Origin of the sequence: Chitinolyticbacter meiyuanensis (assembly GCF_008033135.1) — a bacterium.
GTDB classification, from domain to species: domain Bacteria; phylum Pseudomonadota; class Gammaproteobacteria; order Burkholderiales; family Chitinibacteraceae; genus Chitinolyticbacter; species Chitinolyticbacter meiyuanensis.
The window spans coordinates 3,966,155-3,982,721 of sequence record NZ_CP041335.1 but is presented as its reverse complement, the minus strand read 5'-3'; the positions used below and the strand labels follow the sequence as shown (position 1 = coordinate 3,982,721).

Annotated in this window: 17 protein-coding genes; 10 read left to right on the top strand and 7 right to left on the bottom strand. The window is 62.5% G+C overall.

The window, feature by feature from the left end; translation table 11 throughout:
* Nucleotides 1–534: 534 nt before the first annotated feature.
* Nucleotides 535–3,186 carry a right-handed parallel beta-helix repeat-containing protein gene (locus FLM21_RS21575; RefSeq protein WP_148717064.1) on the top strand — a complete coding sequence of 884 codons (2,652 nt, stop codon included), beginning with the start codon at nt 535–537 and terminating at the stop codon, nt 3,184–3,186.
* Nucleotides 3,187–3,317: 131 nt separating this feature from the next.
* Here the strand turns inward: FLM21_RS21575 and FLM21_RS18930 are convergent, their stop codons facing one another.
* The 5 genes from FLM21_RS18930 to FLM21_RS18910 all read right to left on the bottom strand — a co-directional run bounded on the left by FLM21_RS18930 (nt 3,318) and on the right by FLM21_RS18910 (nt 6,235).
* Nucleotides 3,318–3,605 (bottom strand): hypothetical protein, encoded by a 288-nt coding sequence (locus FLM21_RS18930; protein ID WP_148717063.1) that lies wholly within the window; start codon nt 3,603–3,605, stop codon nt 3,318–3,320.
* A gap of 202 nt (nt 3,606–3,807) precedes the next feature.
* Complete coding sequence (locus FLM21_RS18925) at nt 3,808–4,203, bottom strand: MAPEG family protein (RefSeq protein WP_148717062.1); 396 nt, start codon at nt 4,201–4,203, stop codon at nt 3,808–3,810.
* A gap of 122 nt (nt 4,204–4,325) precedes the next feature.
* Nucleotides 4,326–4,733, bottom strand: a complete 408-nt coding sequence (locus FLM21_RS18920) for a DUF4124 domain-containing protein (RefSeq protein WP_148717061.1) — start codon at nt 4,731–4,733, stop codon at nt 4,326–4,328.
* A 132-nt stretch (nt 4,734–4,865) separates the two neighbouring features.
* On the bottom strand, nt 4,866–5,237 hold the full coding sequence (locus tag FLM21_RS18915) for a VOC family protein (RefSeq protein ID WP_148717060.1): 372 nt from the start codon (nt 5,235–5,237) through the stop codon (nt 4,866–4,868).
* A 107-nt stretch (nt 5,238–5,344) separates the two neighbouring features.
* Nucleotides 5,345–6,235 (bottom strand): LysR family transcriptional regulator, encoded by an 891-nt coding sequence (locus FLM21_RS18910; RefSeq protein ID WP_148717059.1) that lies wholly within the window; start codon nt 6,233–6,235, stop codon nt 5,345–5,347.
* A 95-nt stretch (nt 6,236–6,330) separates the two neighbouring features.
* On the opposite strand from FLM21_RS18910, the gene FLM21_RS18905 reads away from it, so the two are divergent.
* The 3 genes from FLM21_RS18905 to FLM21_RS18895 all read left to right on the top strand — a co-directional run bounded on the left by FLM21_RS18905 (nt 6,331) and on the right by FLM21_RS18895 (nt 8,842).
* On the top strand, nt 6,331–7,533 hold the full coding sequence (locus tag FLM21_RS18905; protein WP_148717058.1) for an MFS transporter: 1,203 nt from the start codon (nt 6,331–6,333) through the stop codon (nt 7,531–7,533).
* 30 nt (nt 7,534–7,563) lie between these two features.
* Nucleotides 7,564–8,364, top strand: a complete 801-nt coding sequence (gene dkgB / locus FLM21_RS18900; protein ID WP_148717057.1) for a 2,5-didehydrogluconate reductase DkgB — start codon at nt 7,564–7,566, stop codon at nt 8,362–8,364.
* Nucleotides 8,365–8,434: 70 nt separating this feature from the next.
* Nucleotides 8,435–8,842, top strand: a complete 408-nt coding sequence (locus FLM21_RS18895; RefSeq protein WP_148717056.1) for an EF-hand domain-containing protein — start codon at nt 8,435–8,437, stop codon at nt 8,840–8,842.
* Nucleotides 8,843–8,894: 52 nt separating this feature from the next.
* Here the strand turns inward: FLM21_RS18895 and FLM21_RS18890 are convergent, their stop codons facing one another.
* Nucleotides 8,895–9,650: an SDR family NAD(P)-dependent oxidoreductase gene (locus FLM21_RS18890; RefSeq protein WP_148717055.1), complete on the bottom strand. Its 756-nt coding sequence runs from the start codon at nt 9,648–9,650 to the stop codon at nt 8,895–8,897.
* Nucleotides 9,651–9,774: 124 nt separating this feature from the next.
* On the opposite strand from FLM21_RS18890, the gene FLM21_RS18885 reads away from it, so the two are divergent.
* The 6 genes from FLM21_RS18885 (at nt 9,775) to FLM21_RS18860 (ending at nt 15,693) form a co-directional block, all read left to right on the top strand.
* The gene (locus FLM21_RS18885; RefSeq protein ID WP_148717054.1) at nt 9,775–10,677 is read left to right on the top strand and encodes a LysR family transcriptional regulator; all 903 of its coding nucleotides are present in this window, start codon (nt 9,775–9,777) and stop codon (nt 10,675–10,677) included.
* A gap of 63 nt (nt 10,678–10,740) precedes the next feature.
* Nucleotides 10,741–12,447 (top strand): SulP family inorganic anion transporter, encoded by a 1,707-nt coding sequence (locus FLM21_RS18880; RefSeq protein ID WP_148717053.1) that lies wholly within the window; start codon nt 10,741–10,743, stop codon nt 12,445–12,447.
* A gap of 196 nt (nt 12,448–12,643) precedes the next feature.
* Nucleotides 12,644–13,318, top strand: a complete 675-nt coding sequence (locus FLM21_RS18875; RefSeq protein ID WP_187359998.1) for a PEP-CTERM sorting domain-containing protein — start codon at nt 12,644–12,646, stop codon at nt 13,316–13,318.
* Entirely contained in the window at nt 13,315–14,022 is a 708-nt protein-coding gene (locus FLM21_RS21145) for a PEP-CTERM sorting domain-containing protein (RefSeq protein WP_222846725.1), read from the top strand. Before FLM21_RS18875 ends, FLM21_RS21145 begins: the two co-directional genes overlap by 4 nt.
* 241 nt (nt 14,023–14,263) lie before the next feature.
* Nucleotides 14,264–15,001: a PEP-CTERM sorting domain-containing protein gene (locus FLM21_RS18865; RefSeq protein WP_148717051.1), complete on the top strand. Its 738-nt coding sequence runs from the start codon at nt 14,264–14,266 to the stop codon at nt 14,999–15,001.
* Nucleotides 14,998–15,693, top strand: a complete 696-nt coding sequence (locus FLM21_RS18860) for a PEP-CTERM sorting domain-containing protein (RefSeq protein WP_222846724.1) — start codon at nt 14,998–15,000, stop codon at nt 15,691–15,693. Before FLM21_RS18865 ends, FLM21_RS18860 begins: the two co-directional genes overlap by 4 nt.
* Nucleotides 15,694–15,764: 71 nt before the next feature.
* On the opposite strand, the gene FLM21_RS18855 is transcribed toward FLM21_RS18860, so the two are convergent.
* Nucleotides 15,765–16,448 carry a DUF502 domain-containing protein gene (locus FLM21_RS18855; protein WP_148717050.1) on the bottom strand — a complete coding sequence of 228 codons (684 nt, stop codon included), beginning with the start codon at nt 16,446–16,448 and terminating at the stop codon, nt 15,765–15,767.
* Nucleotides 16,449–16,567: the final 119 nt, after the last annotated feature.

Here is a 16,567-nt window from a genome sequence, read left to right as displayed (position 1 = left end):
GGCGCATTTTACAGGGCAAGGCGTTTCATCGGCAGCGGTCGGCCCGGTGGCGGGATCTGCCAGCGTGTTGCAGCACCCGGCCACTCATACTGAAAATGCAGCCGCCAGTCCGAGTGCCACTGCCGGTCTCAACCCTGGCTCGACTTGGCTGGAGGGCCTGTCGTCCCGGCGGCGGACCAATTGCAGCCGGAACTGGTATGACCGCCTCAGGCTTCTGCGCAGGCGGGCGATGCGTGCTGAATGGATACAGCACGCGTTCGTTCAAATATCGGTCATCGTGTGGTGGTGTTTTTTCGTAACCAAAAAGAAACCATGGAGAAAGTAAATACGGCGGAAAATCATCAGCGATTTTAAATATAAGTATTTGAAGATAATAGGTAAATCCATTTATCCATCTGCTTTCTCCAGGCTTATATCCTGCCCCGGCCGTATGTAGTGGTACCGAGTACATAACGAACCGAGGCACCGGCGCAGTCCTGTGCACATCGGTCGCATGGCAAATCGCCGAATCACATACGCTATGGAGAGGTGAACGTGAAATTGGATCAGTCTGTACGGCTGCGCATGGGCGCAGCCTTGATGTGTGCTGCATGCGTGCCGCTGGCGCTGGCGGATGCCTGCGCCGACGCCTGGCAATCCGCCCGGGCCTACGTGGGGGGCGAGACGGTATCGCAAGGCGGCCACAATTATCGCGCCAAGTGGTGGACGCAGGGCGACAACCCGCAGCAGTCCGGCCAATGGGGCGTCTGGGCCGATGCCGGGAGCTGCACGGCGCCAGTGGTGGCTGCAACGCCGGGCTATCGCATCGTCAATCGCTGGCAGGGCAGTGGCCTCGTTGATGGTGGCGTGAATGCGGGCTACGGCACCGGTGATGGCGCTGGCTATCAGTGGGTGGTGGAAGAACTCGGCAACGGTTTTGTCGCGATCCGCAACCTGGGTACCGGCGAATACCTGCATATCGAGAGCAGCAACGGTCTGGTACAGGCCGGCCCGCGCGAGCCTGCCTGGGAAAGCGCGCAGTGGGCACTGGAGCCGACCGGCGATGGCTTTGTGCGCATTCGCAACCGTTGGCACACTTGGGAATACATCCATATCGAAAACCAGCTCGGCCAGGCGCAGAGCGGCGGGATCTACCCGGTATGGCAAAGCGCGCAATGGAAGCTGGAGCCAGTGGGCAGCGTGCCGACGCCCACGCCCGTCGCCACCCCCGTGCCGACCGCCACGCCGGTCACGCCCACGCCCCGGCCGCCTACTCCGACCCCGACGGCGCAACCCACCCCGACCCCGCTGACCGCGACGCCGACGCCGGTCGTGCCGACCCCCGTCACGCCGACACCCGTGTCCCCCACGCCGGTGACCCCGACGCCGAGCACCGGTCGTGGCGTGGAAGCCCCGTGGGTGGAACTGCAGGCCGAGCACGGCCGTACCAATGGTCGCATCCTCGCGCCCAGCCGCAACAAATGGGATGCCGCCTATATCCAGGCCGAGGCGATCGGCCGCAGCGCGGTACAGCTCGACCGTAGCGGCGACTACGTGTCGTGGAACACCACGGCGGCAGCCAACTCCGTGGTGGTCCGCTATGCCATTCCGGATGCACCGGCCGGCGGCGGCATCGATGCCACGCTGGGGCTCTACGTGAACGGCCAGCGGGTGAAATCGCTGCCGCTGACGTCGCGCTACGCCTGGTCGTACAAGGGTGGGCTGATCGGCGATGCCATCGTCGACAAGCCAGCCGAGCAGCCGCATACCTTCTTCGACGAAGTGCGCGTACTGCTGGATCAGCCGATACCGGTCGGCGCGGAAGTGAAGCTGCAGCGGGATGCGCAGGACAGCGCGGCCTTCTACGTGATCGACCTGATCGATTTCGAGGATGTGGCGCCGCCCTTGACCATGCCGCCCGGCTTCACCTCGGTGACCGAGTTCGGCATTCAGCCGAACGACGGCAAGGATCACGCGGATGACGTGCTGCGCGCGATGCGCTCCACCCAGAAGCTGTGGTTCCCGCCGGGCGAATACCTGCTGCAGAAGATCAGCGGCGGCAATGTCGGCCTCGACAACCCAGGGGTCGAGATCCGTGGTGCCGGCATGTGGCACACCACGTTGCGCGGCCCCAAGGCGATGTTCTTCTGCTACGGCGCCACCGCGAAGTGCGTGTTCCGTGATTTCTCGATCTACGGCGAATCGTATGCGCGGGCCGAGGAAACGCAGGGCGTGCAGAAGGCCTTCGCCGGGCCGATGGGCAAGGATTCGGTGATCGAGAACGTGTGGATCGAGCACGTGGTGGGCGCGATCTGGGTGGGCAACGATCCGCCTTACCAGACCCAGCCGACCGACAACCTCACCATCCGCAACTGCCGCATTCGCAATACCTACGCCGACGGCATCAACTTCGACAACGGCACGTCCAATTCACTGGTGGAGAACTGCCATATCCGCAATACCGGCGACGACGCGGCCGTGGTCTGGTCGATCCGCTGGACCCACTGGGTGCGCGACAAGACCTACGCACTGGGCCCCAACTTCATCAACCCCGAGGCGCGCAATGCGCCCGACCAGGGCGTGGGGCATGGCAACCGCTTCCGCAAGATCACGGTGCAGATGCCATGGCGTGCCAACTGCTTTGCCAGCTACGGCGGGTATGACAACGTGTGGGAAGACAGCGTGTGCGAGGATGTGCTGACCTACCCCGGCATTCTGGTGGACAACGAGTTCTCGTCCTATCCGTTCGGCCCGGGGCTCACCACCTTCCGCAACATCTCGCTGATCCGCGCCGGTGGCCCGATGTTCATGGAAGGCACCGCCAACCCGTGGAAGCATGGCGCGCTGAAGTTCTACAGCCGTGAGGGCGACGTGAACGACATCCTGGTGGAGAACGTGGACATCATCGAGCCGACCTACGCCGGTATCGAGTTCCGCGGCTTCGGCACCGCGTACGCCCCGCCGGGCGAGCGCTTCTCGCCGGAAATCCTGCAGGCGGCCGACAACGCGCAGTTCCGCAACGTGACGCTGCGCAATGTCACCATCACCCGTCCCGGTACCTATGGCATCCAGGTGCTGGATGGTGGCGGACGTGGCACGGTGAACTTCGAGAGCGTGGTGGTCGATAGCCCCGCCATCGCGCCGCTCGCCGCGGAGGGTGTGCCGGCCAGCTTCTTCAACCGCGTCTCGGGGAACAGCGGCTGGTAAGCGCTGCTCCGTAAACCAATCACGATGCCCCTCGGAGGAGGGGCGTCGTCGTTTGGTGGAAGGCGGGTGCTTGTGCCGCCGACCACGGGTGCATCACGGGTGTGTTCGGCTGAAAGGCGGTCACATGGGCCTCAAGTGGCCCAACCGCCTCGCCGCACCACGGCTTTGCGCTTGGGATCGAAGCCCCAACAGGTGGCCTCGGTGTCGTCGATGAAGCCGCAGACCACATCCAGCTGGCCATTCGGCACGATCTGCCCCTCGATGCCCTCGCTCTGGGCGATGTCGCGGTTGCGCGCAGTTGCTTGCTTGGGTGACAGGCACTGTAGCTCCGCCTCGGCGGCATACGCCCCGAGCAACGTGGCCTTGCCGTTGGCGAGTACATAGTAGGCCTTCTTTCCATCCGAGCTTCGCACAGCCATGGCAGTCGCGCTGGCTTCAGCGGCAAAGAACCGGGCGCTGCAACGGGTTTCGATCCTGCCAGACACGCCAGCCTTCGCAAGCAAGGTCGAGGGGTCATCGGCGGCAATGGCTGCGGTGCTGCAAACAAGCAGCAGCGAGGAAATAGCGAAATTTTTCATCGGTGCGAGTGGCAGAGTTGGTGCTGAGTGGAAATCGAGATGTCTATCGCTGGCACATCGGCCAGAGGGTGATCACCCACAACCCCAGTACGGCGAGGAAATTGACCGTGAACACGGCGCCGCGAAGCCGGACATTGGTGGTCAAAATCTGCACCGCGCTGTGTGCAAGACGGCCGAGCACGAAGATCCACGCCAAGGCGAATGCGGCAGAACCAGGATTGGGCTGCAGCAGACAAGCCACGTAAAACAGCAGTGGCCATTCGAACTGGTTCGAGAGATTCGCGCTGATGCGCGGCTCCACCTTGGCCCAGGGGTTGCTGCCATCGGCGCGGCGACCGATGCCCCAGATCGCGGGCGCCCTTGCCACGGTGAGCAACACATACAGCGTTGCGGCCAGTGCCACATGGGCTGCCATCGGCAGGATGAGCGGGTGGGGCATGGGGTTTTCCTGAATGGAGGTGCTGTCGTGCACCGCGAGGGCCTACACAGGTGTTCAAGATCAATCGTTTGGATCTGCGTCTGCGGCACCGCCTGGCGTGATGACGTTGTGCCGTGTCATCTTCAACGGGGCATGGCGCGGATGGTGCCATTCCCCACGGTGACCTGCAGCCGGTACTTGTCCGCAATGTCCTTCAATACCGTATCCCACGGCACGCAATCGTAATGGAACGCACCGTTGCCGCCGATGGTGGGGGCCAGTTCAAGGCGATTGCCGGAATAGTCGGCAAGTACCTTCAACGTGGTTTGCAGCGGCATATCGGAAAAGTGGATGCGGATTTCCTTGCCCTGGCATTGTCGCGTGGCGGCGTTGCTCGAAGACATTGGCTTGATATCCAATGCGCTGCCTTGGCCGCTGGTGCAGGGCGTGGCCTGGAATGCCACTTTTCCATCGACTGTGCATTTGTAGACAGCGGCATATGCTGCGGGCTGGAGCAGTACCAGCGACAACAGAAGTGTTATGCGTTTCATTCATTTCGTCCTGAGGTTCTGGGGCCATCCATTGCTGGGGCACACCAAATCACGTCGCAACGGCGCAAACAGGCGCCGAGCATGCCGGGATATGAGCTGTTATGGTGCTTGAAGCTGCCGGTGAGTGGCGCGTCAAGCCTGGTCGATGGCTTGTCCAATACTGATTTCATTGCCGCTTGCATCGGCGATCCGGAAATCCCGCATGCCGTAATCGCGATCCGCAAGGGGAACAACGATGCAAATGCCCGATTGCGCCAGCCGCGCATAAAGTGCGTCGATGCCGGAAACCGTGAGGTAGATATGCGATGCCCCTGCGGGTTTGGCATCTGCCCGCTGGGTCAGCGTGATTTCCACCTCATCACGGCATATCGCAGCGACCTCGGGCGGCGTGCCCCAGGACCACGCCAAGTCGAATTCCAGCGCTTTTCGATAGAAATCGATCGCCTGCGCGACGTTGTCGACGGTGAAAATGGGGGCGATTTTTTCGAACCGGATCGCAGGCATATCTTCTCGGCAGTTGGGATTGGGTGGAACGGCTTATCGCGCTGATGCAGGCGCGAAGGCCATGGTCAGCCTGCACGCGCTGTTGCTCAGGGTAACGCGCCGCTCCTTCATTCACCATTCATCCGCTTCGCCACGTAGTCCAGAAAACACGCAATCCGTGGTGCTAAGGCCGTGTTGCGGTAGTACACCGCGTGCACCGGCTGGCGCACGTCCGCCGTGTGCTCCACCAGCACCTGGATCAGCGTGCCGCTGGCGCGGTCGGAACGGGTCATGAAGTCGGCCAGGCAGACGAGGCCGGCGCCGGAGAGGGCGAGCTGGCGCAGCGTTTCTCCGCTGGAGGCACGTAGCGCTGGCTGGATGGCGTAGTGCTCGCCCAGCGTATGGCGCAAGGGCCAGGCGTTGAGGCTGTCCGGCTGGGTGAAGCCCAGCAGTCGATGCCGGGTGAGGTCCGCTACCTGCTGCGGTGTGCCGTACTCGGCCAGATAGGCGGGGCTGGCCAGTACGCGCAGGCGGTTGTGGCCGAGCGAGCGGGCATGCAGCGTGGAATCGGCCAGCGTGCCGATGCGGATGGCGATGTCGGTGCGCTCCTCGATCAGATCGATGATGCGGTCGCTGGTATTGAGCTCCAGCTCGATCTGCGGGTAGGCGGCGCAGAAGCCGGGCACCAGCGGGGCGAGCACATGCAGCATGAACGGCGAGGCCGCGTTCACGCGCAGCCGGCCAGCGGGCTGGCCCTGGCGCAGCGCCATCAATTCCTCGGCGTCCTCTACGCTGGCGACGATGCGCCGTGCCTGCTCCAGGAACAGCCGGCCTTCCTCGGTGAGTTCCAGCCGGCGGGTGGTGCGCTGGAGCAGCGTGGTGCCGAGCTTGGCCTCCAGCCGCGCCAGCGTGCGGCTCACGGCGGAGACGGTCTGATCGAGCCGCTCGGCGGCGGCGGTGATGCTGCCACCGTCCACCACGGCGATCAGGGTGGCGAGTTCGTCCAGCGTGGTTTTCATTGTTGATTTTTTATTGAAGATGTTTTGAGGTTTAACGGCTTTTTGGGTAAGGATCAAGCGTGGACACTGCGGGCTTCGTTCACTGGAGCCTTGCCATGCCACTTGCCTTGTTGGCGCTGACCATCAGCGCCTTCGCCATCGGGACGACGGAGTTCGTCATCGTTGGCCTGATCCCTACCGTTGCCGCCGATCTCGGCGTTTCCGTGCCTTCGGCCGGGCTGCTGGTCAGCCTGTATGCGCTGGGCGTGGCCATCGGTGCACCGCTGCTGACCGCCCTGACCGGGCGGGTGCCGCGCAAGGCTTTGCTGCTGGCGCTGATGGCGCTGTTCACCGTTGGCAACCTGGTGGCCTGGCAGGCACCGGGTTACGGGGCATTGGTGGTGGCGCGTGTGCTCACCGGCTTGGCGCACGGCGTGTTCTTTTCGATCGGCTCCACCATCGCCACTGGCCTCGTGCCGCGCGAGAAGGCGGCCAGCGCGATCGCGACCATGTTCTCCGGCCTTACCGTGGCGCTGGTCACTGGCGTGCCGCTCGGCACCTTCATCGGCCAGCATTTCGGCTGGCGCGAAACCTTCCTTGCCGTATCGCTGCTGGGCGTGATCGCGTTCGTCGCCAGCGCCGTGTTCGTGCCGCGGCATATCGCGGGCAGCCGGCCGAGTCCGGTGATGCAACAGCTCAAGGTGCTGCAACAGCCGCGTCTGTTGCTGGTGTACGCGATGACGGCGGTGGGCTACGGCGGCACCTTCGTCGCCTTCAACTTCCTCGCACCCATCCTGCAGCAGGTGTCGGGCTTCAGCGCGGGGGCGGTGAGCCTGGTGTTGCTGGTCTACGGTGTATCGGTAGCGGTGGGGAATCTCTGGGGCGGCCGTCTGGCCGACCGGCGCGGCGCCATCGGCGCGCTCAAGCTGATCTTTGCCGGACTGGCCGTGGTGCTGCTGGTGCTGACCTTCACCGCGCCCCATCCGTGGCTGGCATTGGCCACCGTGCTGGCGTGGGGAGCGTTCGCCTTCGGCAATGTGCCGGGCCTGCAGGTGTATGTGGTGCAGCAGGCGGAACACCATGCGCCGCATGCGGTCGACGTGGCATCGGGCCTGAACATTGCCGCCTTCAACCTGGGCATCGCCGGCGGGGCCTGGGGCGGCGGGCTGGTCGTACAGCACCTGGGCCTGCTGCATACGCCGTGGATCGGCGCACTGATCGTGGTCGGCGCCTGGTTGCTCACTGCCTGGAGCGGCCGGCTGGACCAGGCCAACCCGGCTTTTTGCCCCGGCAAGCCGGCGTTTGCTGCCGGGCACTGAATTCAATCGATGTTTCCCAAGGAGTACAGCATGTCCATTCCCGCTTTTGGTCTCGGCACTTTCCGCCTCAAGGACCAGCAAGTGATCGATTCGGTGAAGCACGGCCTCGCCGCCGGTTACCGCCATATCGATACCGCCCAGATCTACGGCAACGAGGCCGAGGTCGGCCAGGCCATCGCCGAATCCGGCGTGCCACGCAGCGAGCTTTTCATCACCACCAAGATCTGGACCAGCAACCTCACGCCGGACACGCTGCTGCCCAGCCTGAAGGAGAGCCTTGCCAAGCTGCGTACCGACGCGGTTGATCTCACGCTGATCCACTGGCCATCACCGAATGACCAAATTGCCGTGGCCGACTACCTGCCGCTGCTGCTCGAGGCCAAGCGCCAGGGGCTGACGCGGCAGATCGGGGTTTCCAACTTCACCATTGCCCATCTGCAGCAGGCAATCGCTGCAGTCGGCGCCGCCGAGATCGCGACCAACCAGGTGGAAGTCCACCCCTTCCTACAGAACCGCAAGCTCGCGCAGTTCGCACACGAGCATGGTATCCATCTCACCGCCTACATGCCGCTCGCCTACGGCAAGGTGATGGAAGACACGCTGCTGCAGCGCATCGCCGCCAATCATGGTGCAACGCCCGCCCAAGTGGCGCTGGCCTGGTTGCTGCAACAGGGGCATGCGGTGATTCCGTCGTCGACCAAGCGAGCCAACCTGGAAAGCAATCTCGCCGCGCAACGGCTGCATCTATCGGCCGAGGAGACGTCGGAAATCGCCGCGCTGGATCGCGGCGAGCGCCTCGCCAATCCGGATTTCGCGCCGGAATGGGATTAATGCCCGCACGGTTCGTTGCGTCGCCTAAGGTAGTGGGACCGGTGCTGAACCGGTTTCACAGGAGTCGACAATGAACTTACGTTTATGGTGGATCGCAGCGGGCCTGGGCTTGTTTGCCAGCTTCAGCAACGCTGCGGATGTCAGTCGTGACGAGTTCTTGAAGGAAGCGCATGAACATGCCGCGACGCTGTTCGACAAGCTCGATGCCAACAAGGACGGCGTGCTGACCCAGGCGGAGCGCGATGCCAAGCGCAAGCAAGTGGTGAAGGATAGCGAGATGAATCCGCCGCGCCTGCACGGCGATATCAGCCGTGAGGAGTACTTCACCAAGGCGGATACCCTGGCCGGCAAGGTGTTCGACCATGCGGATCGCGATCACAACGGCGTGCTCAGCGATGCCGAGCGCAAGCGCGCACGGGATACTTTCCGCACCCGCTTGCAGCAGCATCGCATGGATGCCGACGTTGGCGCGGCATGATCGTGCGAAGCAATGGAAAAGAGGCGCCTTGGCGCCTCTTTTCTTTGTGGCCTCAGAGAAACATGCCGCCCGAGGCTTCAACCCGCTGGGCGTTGATCCAGCTGGCCTCATGGGACAGCAGCAGCGCGATGGCGTTGCCGATGTCATCCGGCAGGCCGACGCGGCCCAGGGCGGTCTGCGCGGCGATCTGGGCGTTCACCTCGCTGTTGTCGCGCACCACGCCGCCGCCGAAATCAGTCTCGATGGCGCCGGGGGCAATTACGTTGACGGCGATGCCGCGACCGCCCAGCTCCTTGGCGAGATAGCGCGTCAGCACCTCGATGCCGCCCTTCATCGTTGCGTAGGCGGCGTAGCCGGGCAGGGCGAAGCGGGCGAGGCCGGTGGACACATTGAGGATGCGGCCGCCGTCGTTCAGCAGCGGCAGCAGTGCCTGGGTGAGGAAGAACGGCGCCTTCAGGTGGATCTTCATCAGCGTATCGAACTGGTCCTCGGTGGTGTCGGCGAAGGCCGCGTGGATGCCGATGCCGGCGTTGTTCAGCAGGTAGTCGAAGCGGGCACTGCCCCAGCGGGTTTGCAGCTGTTCGCCCACGGCTGCGGCGAAGGCAGTGAAGCTGCCGCTGTTAGCCACATCGAGCTGCAGCGCTACGGCGCGGCGGCCCAAGGCCTCGATCTCGGCGACCACCTGTGCCGCTTCATCGGCCTGGCTGCGGTAGGTGAGGATGATGTCGGTGCCGCGTGCGGCGAGCTTGAGCGCGGCATTGCGGCCGAGGCCGCGGCTGCCGCCGGTGATGAGGGCGATCTTGGTCATGGTGAGCTCCTGTGCCAGTAGCGCCGGAGGTCCGGCTTGCGATGCAGTGTATTGTTGTGACGGTTGGCGATAAATTGCACCGATCTGGCTAAACTGTTCGTGCTGAACGAACAATGAGGCGGATATGGAGCAATTGGCCGCGATGCGTGTCTACCTGCGGGTGGCGGAGCTCGCCAGCTTTACCCAGGCTGCCGAGCGGCTGGGCTTGCCCAAGGCCAGCATCTCGGCGGCGGTGCAGCAGCTGGAAAACCAGCTGGGCACGCGGCTCTTGCACCGGACCACGCGCCGGGTGCAGATGACGCAGGATGGCCAGGCTTACTACGAACGCTGCCGCGATCTCTTGTCGGACATGGACGAGCTGCAGGCCATGTTCCAGGCGGGCGAGGGCGAGTTGACCGGCCGGCTGCGGGTGGACCTGCCGGCCTCCAGCGCGCGCATGTACGTGTTGCCACGTTTGCCGGAATTCCTGGCGGCCCATCCGCGCATCGAGCTGGAACTCTCCAGCACCGACCGCCGGGTGGATCTGGTGCGCGAGGGCTTCGATTGCGTGATGCGAGTCGGGGTGCTCGGTGATTCCAGCCTGATCGCGCGGCGGCTTGGGCGTTTCGAGATGGTGAACTGCGCGAGTCGCGATTACGTGGCGCGCCACGGCCTGCCCGCTACGCTGGCCGATCTGGGCCGGCATCGGCTGGTGCATTACACCGCCACGCTGGGGGCCAGGGCGGCTGGCTTCGAGTACCTGACTGCCGATGGCGTCGTCTTCCTGCCGATGGCCGGGGTGATCACGGTGAACAATTCCGATGCCTACCAGGCGGCTTGCCGCGCAGGCCTTGGCATCATCCAGGTGCCGCGGGTGGGCGTGGCGGATGGGCTGACCAGCGGCGAGTTGGTGGCGCTGTTGCCGGACTGGCGGGCCGAGCCGATGCCGGTATCGCTGCTCTACGCCAATCGCCGCCATCTGCCGCGGCGGGTGCAGGCGTTCATGGCCTGGCTCGCCGAGGTGATGGCGCCATACCTGATCGCCTGAGCCGCGCGAGACTGTGCTGGCGAGTTCGGTTATGGTTGGCGGGTTTTGATCTCGTGGCTCGTCATGCTCCCCGCACTCCTTACCCGCTGGATGCCCGGCCTCGCCGAGCTGGTTCATTACCCGCGCCAGCACTGGCGCGCTGATCTGCAATCGGGCATCTCGGTGGCGGCGGTGGCGCTGCCGGTGGGGATTGCCTATGCGCAGCTTGCTGGGCTGAGCCCGATCGCCGGGCTCTACAGCACCATCATCCCCATGGTGGTGTATGCGCTGCTGGGGTCGTCGCGCCAACTGATCGTGGGCCCTGATGCGGCCACTTGCGCGATGATCGCCGCCACCATGGCGCCCTTGGCCGCGCCGGGCACGGCCGAATACGAGTCACTGGCGATCTCGCTATCGCTGCTGTGCGCGGGCTTCTGCCTGCTGGCCAGCCGCTTCCGCCTCGGTTTTCTCGCTGATTTCCTGTCCCGGCCCATCCTGGCGGGTCTGCTCAACGGCGTGGCGATCACCATCGTGATCGGCCAGCTGGGCAAGGTGACCGGGCTGTCGCTGGCGGGCGAGGACGTGATCAGCAAGCTGGTTTCGCTGGCGCAGCAGCTCGCCAGCATCCACTGGCCGACTGCCGCCGTGGCACTGGCCACGCTGGCGATCTACATGCCGATCAAGTGGCGCTGGCCGCGTGGCCCAGCGGCGCTGGTGGCCTTGGCTGCGGTGATGGCGGCCAGCCTCGCCTTTGATTTGCAGCGCTTCGGCGTTGCCGTGCTCGGTCAGTTGCCATCCGGCCTGCCGTCGTGGGTATGGCCCAGCCTGCCGCACGATCTGCTGGGCACGCTGGTTCCTTCGGCTGCGGCGCTGGCACTGGTGTCGTTCAGCAGCGGCATGCTTACCGCGCGCAGCTTTGCCGCCAAGAACGGCTATGAGATCGATGGTGATCGCGAGTTCATGGCGCTGGGCGCTGCCGATATCGCCAGCACGCTGAGCCAGGGCTTCGCCGTCGCCGGATCGAGCTCGCGCACATTGGTGGCGGACATGACCGGCGGCCAGACCCGCATGGTGCCGCTGGTGGCCGCTGCGGCGCTGCTGGCGGCACTGCTGCTGTTGACCGACGTGCTGGCGGCCCTGCCCAGCGCCGCGCTCGGTGCCATCCTGATCGCACTCTCGACCAGCCTGATCGACATGGATGGCCTCTTGGGCCTGCGCCGCTACAGCCGGGCCGAGTTCAAGATTGCGGTTGCCACCGTGATCGGCGTGGTGCTGTTCGGCGTGATGTCCGGCATCCTGCTGGCGGTCACCCTCGCCTTGCTGCGTTTCCTGATGCAGATGGCGCGGCCGTCGGAGCAGCTCTTCGGCGTGATCGACAGCCATCCCGGCCTGTTCGAGCTTGCCCACTATCCGGATGCCCATTCGGTGCCCGGCGTGCTGATCTATCGCTTCGAATCGCCGCTCACCTTCTTCAACGCCGACTACTTCCGTCAGCGACTCACCGCGCTGGTCGCCGAGCAGTCGCCGCGCTGGGTGATCATCGACGCGGTATCGATCGCCGAAGTCGACCTCACTGGCGCACTGGCGATCCGTACCTTGCAGCGCCAGTTCAGCGAGGCCGGCATTGAGCTCGTGATCGCCGGCCGCACCGCCCAATTGATGGAATGGCTGGCCAGCAGCCACATCGCGCCGGCCAGCACTGGCGTCCATTTCTACCCGTCGCGGCAGGCAGCGCTGGCGGCGTTTCTGGCGCTGCCCGTGGCAGAGGCGACGAAGTACGGCGATCAGTAGTTTTCCATCGTGGCCTTACAGCCTGGTGGCACAAAATTGATCGATTCCGGCGCGGCTACGCACACAAGCCGGGGTAAAAACGATACAGCACATCATAATTCGCTCATTTTCTGTCTTGTTTCTTTCTTAACAAGACAATATTGCCATGCAACAATGCTTCAGCAGCCACAGGGGGCTGCATTTGAGGAGCATGGCAATGAAGCAAATCTGGTCTGCCGTAGCGCTGCTCGCGGTCACGAGCTCGGCGCATGCGGCGTTCAGTGATTACAGTCGTTGGCTGACCTTGACTGAGTCGTGGGAAGTCGAACAAAGCAATGTAACGGGTACCAGCGAGCTGTTCACTTTGAATGGTCGCCAGTACGAGCGTTTCGATCTCACCATCGTGCCGACCGAGCCATCGGAATGGGGGGGCGGCTTTTTCCTCGATGGCAGCCTGTCGAACCAGGCATTTTTGACTCAGCTGCGTTTGGGTGAGCTGACGACCTATGTGTCGCGCGGTCGGTACGATGATTCCTATATGTCTTTCGATTATTTTCACCAGGTGGGTAGCCAGAAGTACCAGCCTGGGACATCGGTGGAAACGATCTACTACCAATCCAGCTTAGAATCCACGACCGAAACGCGGCCCTACCTGTACGCGCAGACCTTCGAGGGCAGCTTCGGTGGACCGGAGCATTCCTTCCGTAGCAGCCTGCTGGAGATGGGCTGCTGCAACTCGTACACCGTACCGAAAATCCAGCTTTCCTTTGTGGTGAACCCAGTGCCGGAGCCAGAAACCTATGCGCTGATGGGGACCGGTTTGCTGGCTGGCTGGCTGGTGCGCCGGCGCAAACTGTGCGGGCAGTCTCCACGTAATGAGGTGCAAGCATGATGAAATCGATGATCGCGGCATTGGGCCTGCTGGTCGCTGCCCAAGCGCATGCGCAGTTCTCCGATTACCAGCGCTTCCTGACTGTCTCGGCTGGCGCGTCGGTCAGCGGCAGCAGCCAGCGGGTGCAGCTCGGCACGCAGGATTTCGAGCGCTTTAGTCTGGTGTTTTCCGTGGCGCCATTGGTGGACGAGCAAAACGACATCGGGCGACAGCTGACGTTTGGCCTGAACCTGAAGCTTTCGGATCAGGCCTTCCTGCAGCACGTCCATGTCGGCAGTGCTGTGGCCTCGGTGTACACGCCCTACGACGATGACATAGCCTGGACCTACCTTGGTGCTGCACATGGCGACGGCAAAATCGTGTCGGAACGTGGAACCCGGAAACGAACTGTAAATTTGTCCAATGCGAATGTTAGTGATGTAGGAATTTGGAAGGATGGGCAGCAGTGGACGACGTACTCGATGGGTGGCGAAGCCTATCGGCTTGAGCAGTCCTACGATACCCAGGCGCCGTGGCAACCTTACACACTCGACTACCAGCAACAACTGCAGCTGGATCAGGCCGGCTGGGAGTGGCACCAAGGTTATGCCACGCTCAGTTTCCTCGCGCCGGTGACCCCGGTGCCGGAGCCGGAAACCTATGCGCTGATGGGCGCCGGCTTGCTGGCGCTGGTGGCACGCCGTCGTAACGCCAAGCAACGCTAGGTGTGAGGCGGGGGCGCTATCGCCCCCGCTATTCGCTTGCGCCGATAAAGAGGGCATCCCCGCGATAGAAGCCGGTGCAGACCCGGTCAATGCGATTCCTGTATGCACTTCTGAAATGCCATCTAGGTGTATTTAACGCAATTTGGGAATAATTGATATTCGTATACTTTAATATTATTTATTTCATTCATTGAACCGCTCATCAATTTATGCCAGAACGGGAATGCAGCAAGGGTGCTGCATGCTGAAGGGGGTTGATATGCGTAGGTTGTTTCTGTCGCTTTTTCTGCTCATTGCAGCGGGAAATGCACATGCAGCATTCGCCGATTACCGGCAGTGGGTCAACGTCGGACAGTCCGGGGTGACGGGGAGTAGCCAGTTTTTCGTGCTGGATGGACAGCGTTTTGAACGGTTTGATCTCACAATCACGCCTGCCACCTGGTCGGGTGATCCTTTTGTGGGATTCACTCTTTACGCCGCTCTTCGTGAGCACACCTTTCTGACTGATTTGCACCTGAGCGCATTCAATGTTGTATCCAAAATCGATGCAAATGCCACCTTCGGTCCTGCCTATCTTAGAATGAATTCTCAGGTCCAACATTTGGATCCTTCGTATCACACGATATATACAGAGCAGCCTAGCCTAACTGAGGGGTGGGTGCAGGAGGGATATTTAGAAAGGTTTGTTGAATTTTATCCTATGCAGTTGAATAATACATTTGAAGGGCAATTTCCCAGGGAAATGTACTGGGTGTATTCTTCGGTGTATACCTTTCAGCCCGATAGCTATACAAATTTGGAATACAGTATGCCGCAATTGCAGCTCTCGTTCGTGGTAGACCCAGCATTTGTGCAGCCGGTTCCGGAACCCGAGACGTATGCATTGCTTGGTATGGGGCTATTGGCGGGCGGGCTGGCGCGTCGTGCCAGAAGGCGTCGCTCACAAAACATATCGCAAGGTAAGGGGGAACTGCAGTGAAAGTCCTTGTGATTACTGTGATGCTTTCCAGTGCAGTACTCGCCCATGCTGATGCTATGGATCACATTGAAAGCCTTAATGTATCTGGTGGGCAGCCGTTTAATTTTGTTGCCGGAGGCGATGTTTGGGAAGGTGTAAACGGAAAGGTCACGCACTATCAGATTTATTCGGCAAGCCTTCAACTGACGCCGGTTAATGTAGGCAATAGCGGTGGTTGGCAGACGCTGAGCTATCAAGCAGCCTTAGACCTGCGGTTGACCAGCGATTCATTTTTGAGTCATGTCTCATTCGGTGCGTCTAAGGCATCCATTCCGGCCGGGCGCCCGTACGACGGAGATTCCACGGTGAGTGGAGAGGCCACCGTGTCTTTTGCGGAGCGGGTACGCACGTTGCAGTTGAGTGGCTCGCAGGGGTATCGATATGACTGGCAGGGCTTGCGCACTTACCAATTAGGGGATGTGGAATATTACGTCTCGAACCGGCATGCCGGAAGCTTCCGGGAGCTCACTTTTGACTTTACCCAGCAATTGATACTCGACGATAGCGGCTGGGAGGTATCCCCCGGGTCGTTGAATGTTTCTTTTTATGCCCCCTACGTTGCTCCTCCTGTGCCGGAACCGGAAACCTATGCGCTGATGGGGATCGGCTTGCTGGCGCTGGTGGCACGCCGTCGTAACGCCAAGCGACATTGATGCAATCAAGGGGGCAATGCGCCTCCCTTGTTCGTTTCGGGTCCGTGCAAGGAGCCGTGCCTGCACCATCCTCAATGCAGGATGGCTGCGGGGCCTTGCGGCAATGGCGCCTTGCCGCTCTTGAGCGCGGGCGGTGGCGTGATGCCCATCGAGACATAAATGCTGGTCAGCTTGTCCACGCCGATCTGTGCTGGGCGGATCCAGTCGCACGGCACGTAGAGCAGGCCGCCGCCGATCGGCACCGGCGCGGTGGGCACCAGTACGGCCTGGTACAGGCGGCCATCGAGGTCCACTGGTTCCGGGTTGGGCATCAGGGCCAATACCGCCACGCCGTCGCCGCCAAAAAAGCACCAGACTGGTGCCATGGCGCCGATGTCGGCTTCCTGTTTCTGGTCGAGCAGCGCGACGAACCGGTCGGCCAGGTTGTAGAGGTTGCCGATCAGCGGGATGCGGCGCAGCGTCTTGTCCACCAGCCGGGCCAGCGGTTTCTTCAGGCCCGATTGCACGGCAAGGCCCAGTGGGTAGATCGCGGCGATCAGCAGCAGCGTGCCGAAGAAATAGGCGAGATAGGGATTGCTGGCGAACGGGGTACCGAGAAAGCCGAACAGCTTGCCCACCAGGCTGCCTGGCCCGATGAACTGGTTGAGCAGGCTGATCACCCAGCCGATCAATGTGACGGTGAGGGCGAGCGGCAGGAGCGCGATCAGGCCGGCAAGCCAGGTGGTGAGGATCGATCTGAAGCTGTATTTGAGCATGATGCGGCACGAAGCGATGATTACCGCGAATGATAAAGCGCCAATCTGACTGTGTGATGTGGAAATTGCCCTCGCGGCGACGGATTTCGCGTCCGTGGCGAGGGCGCTACAGTGAAGTC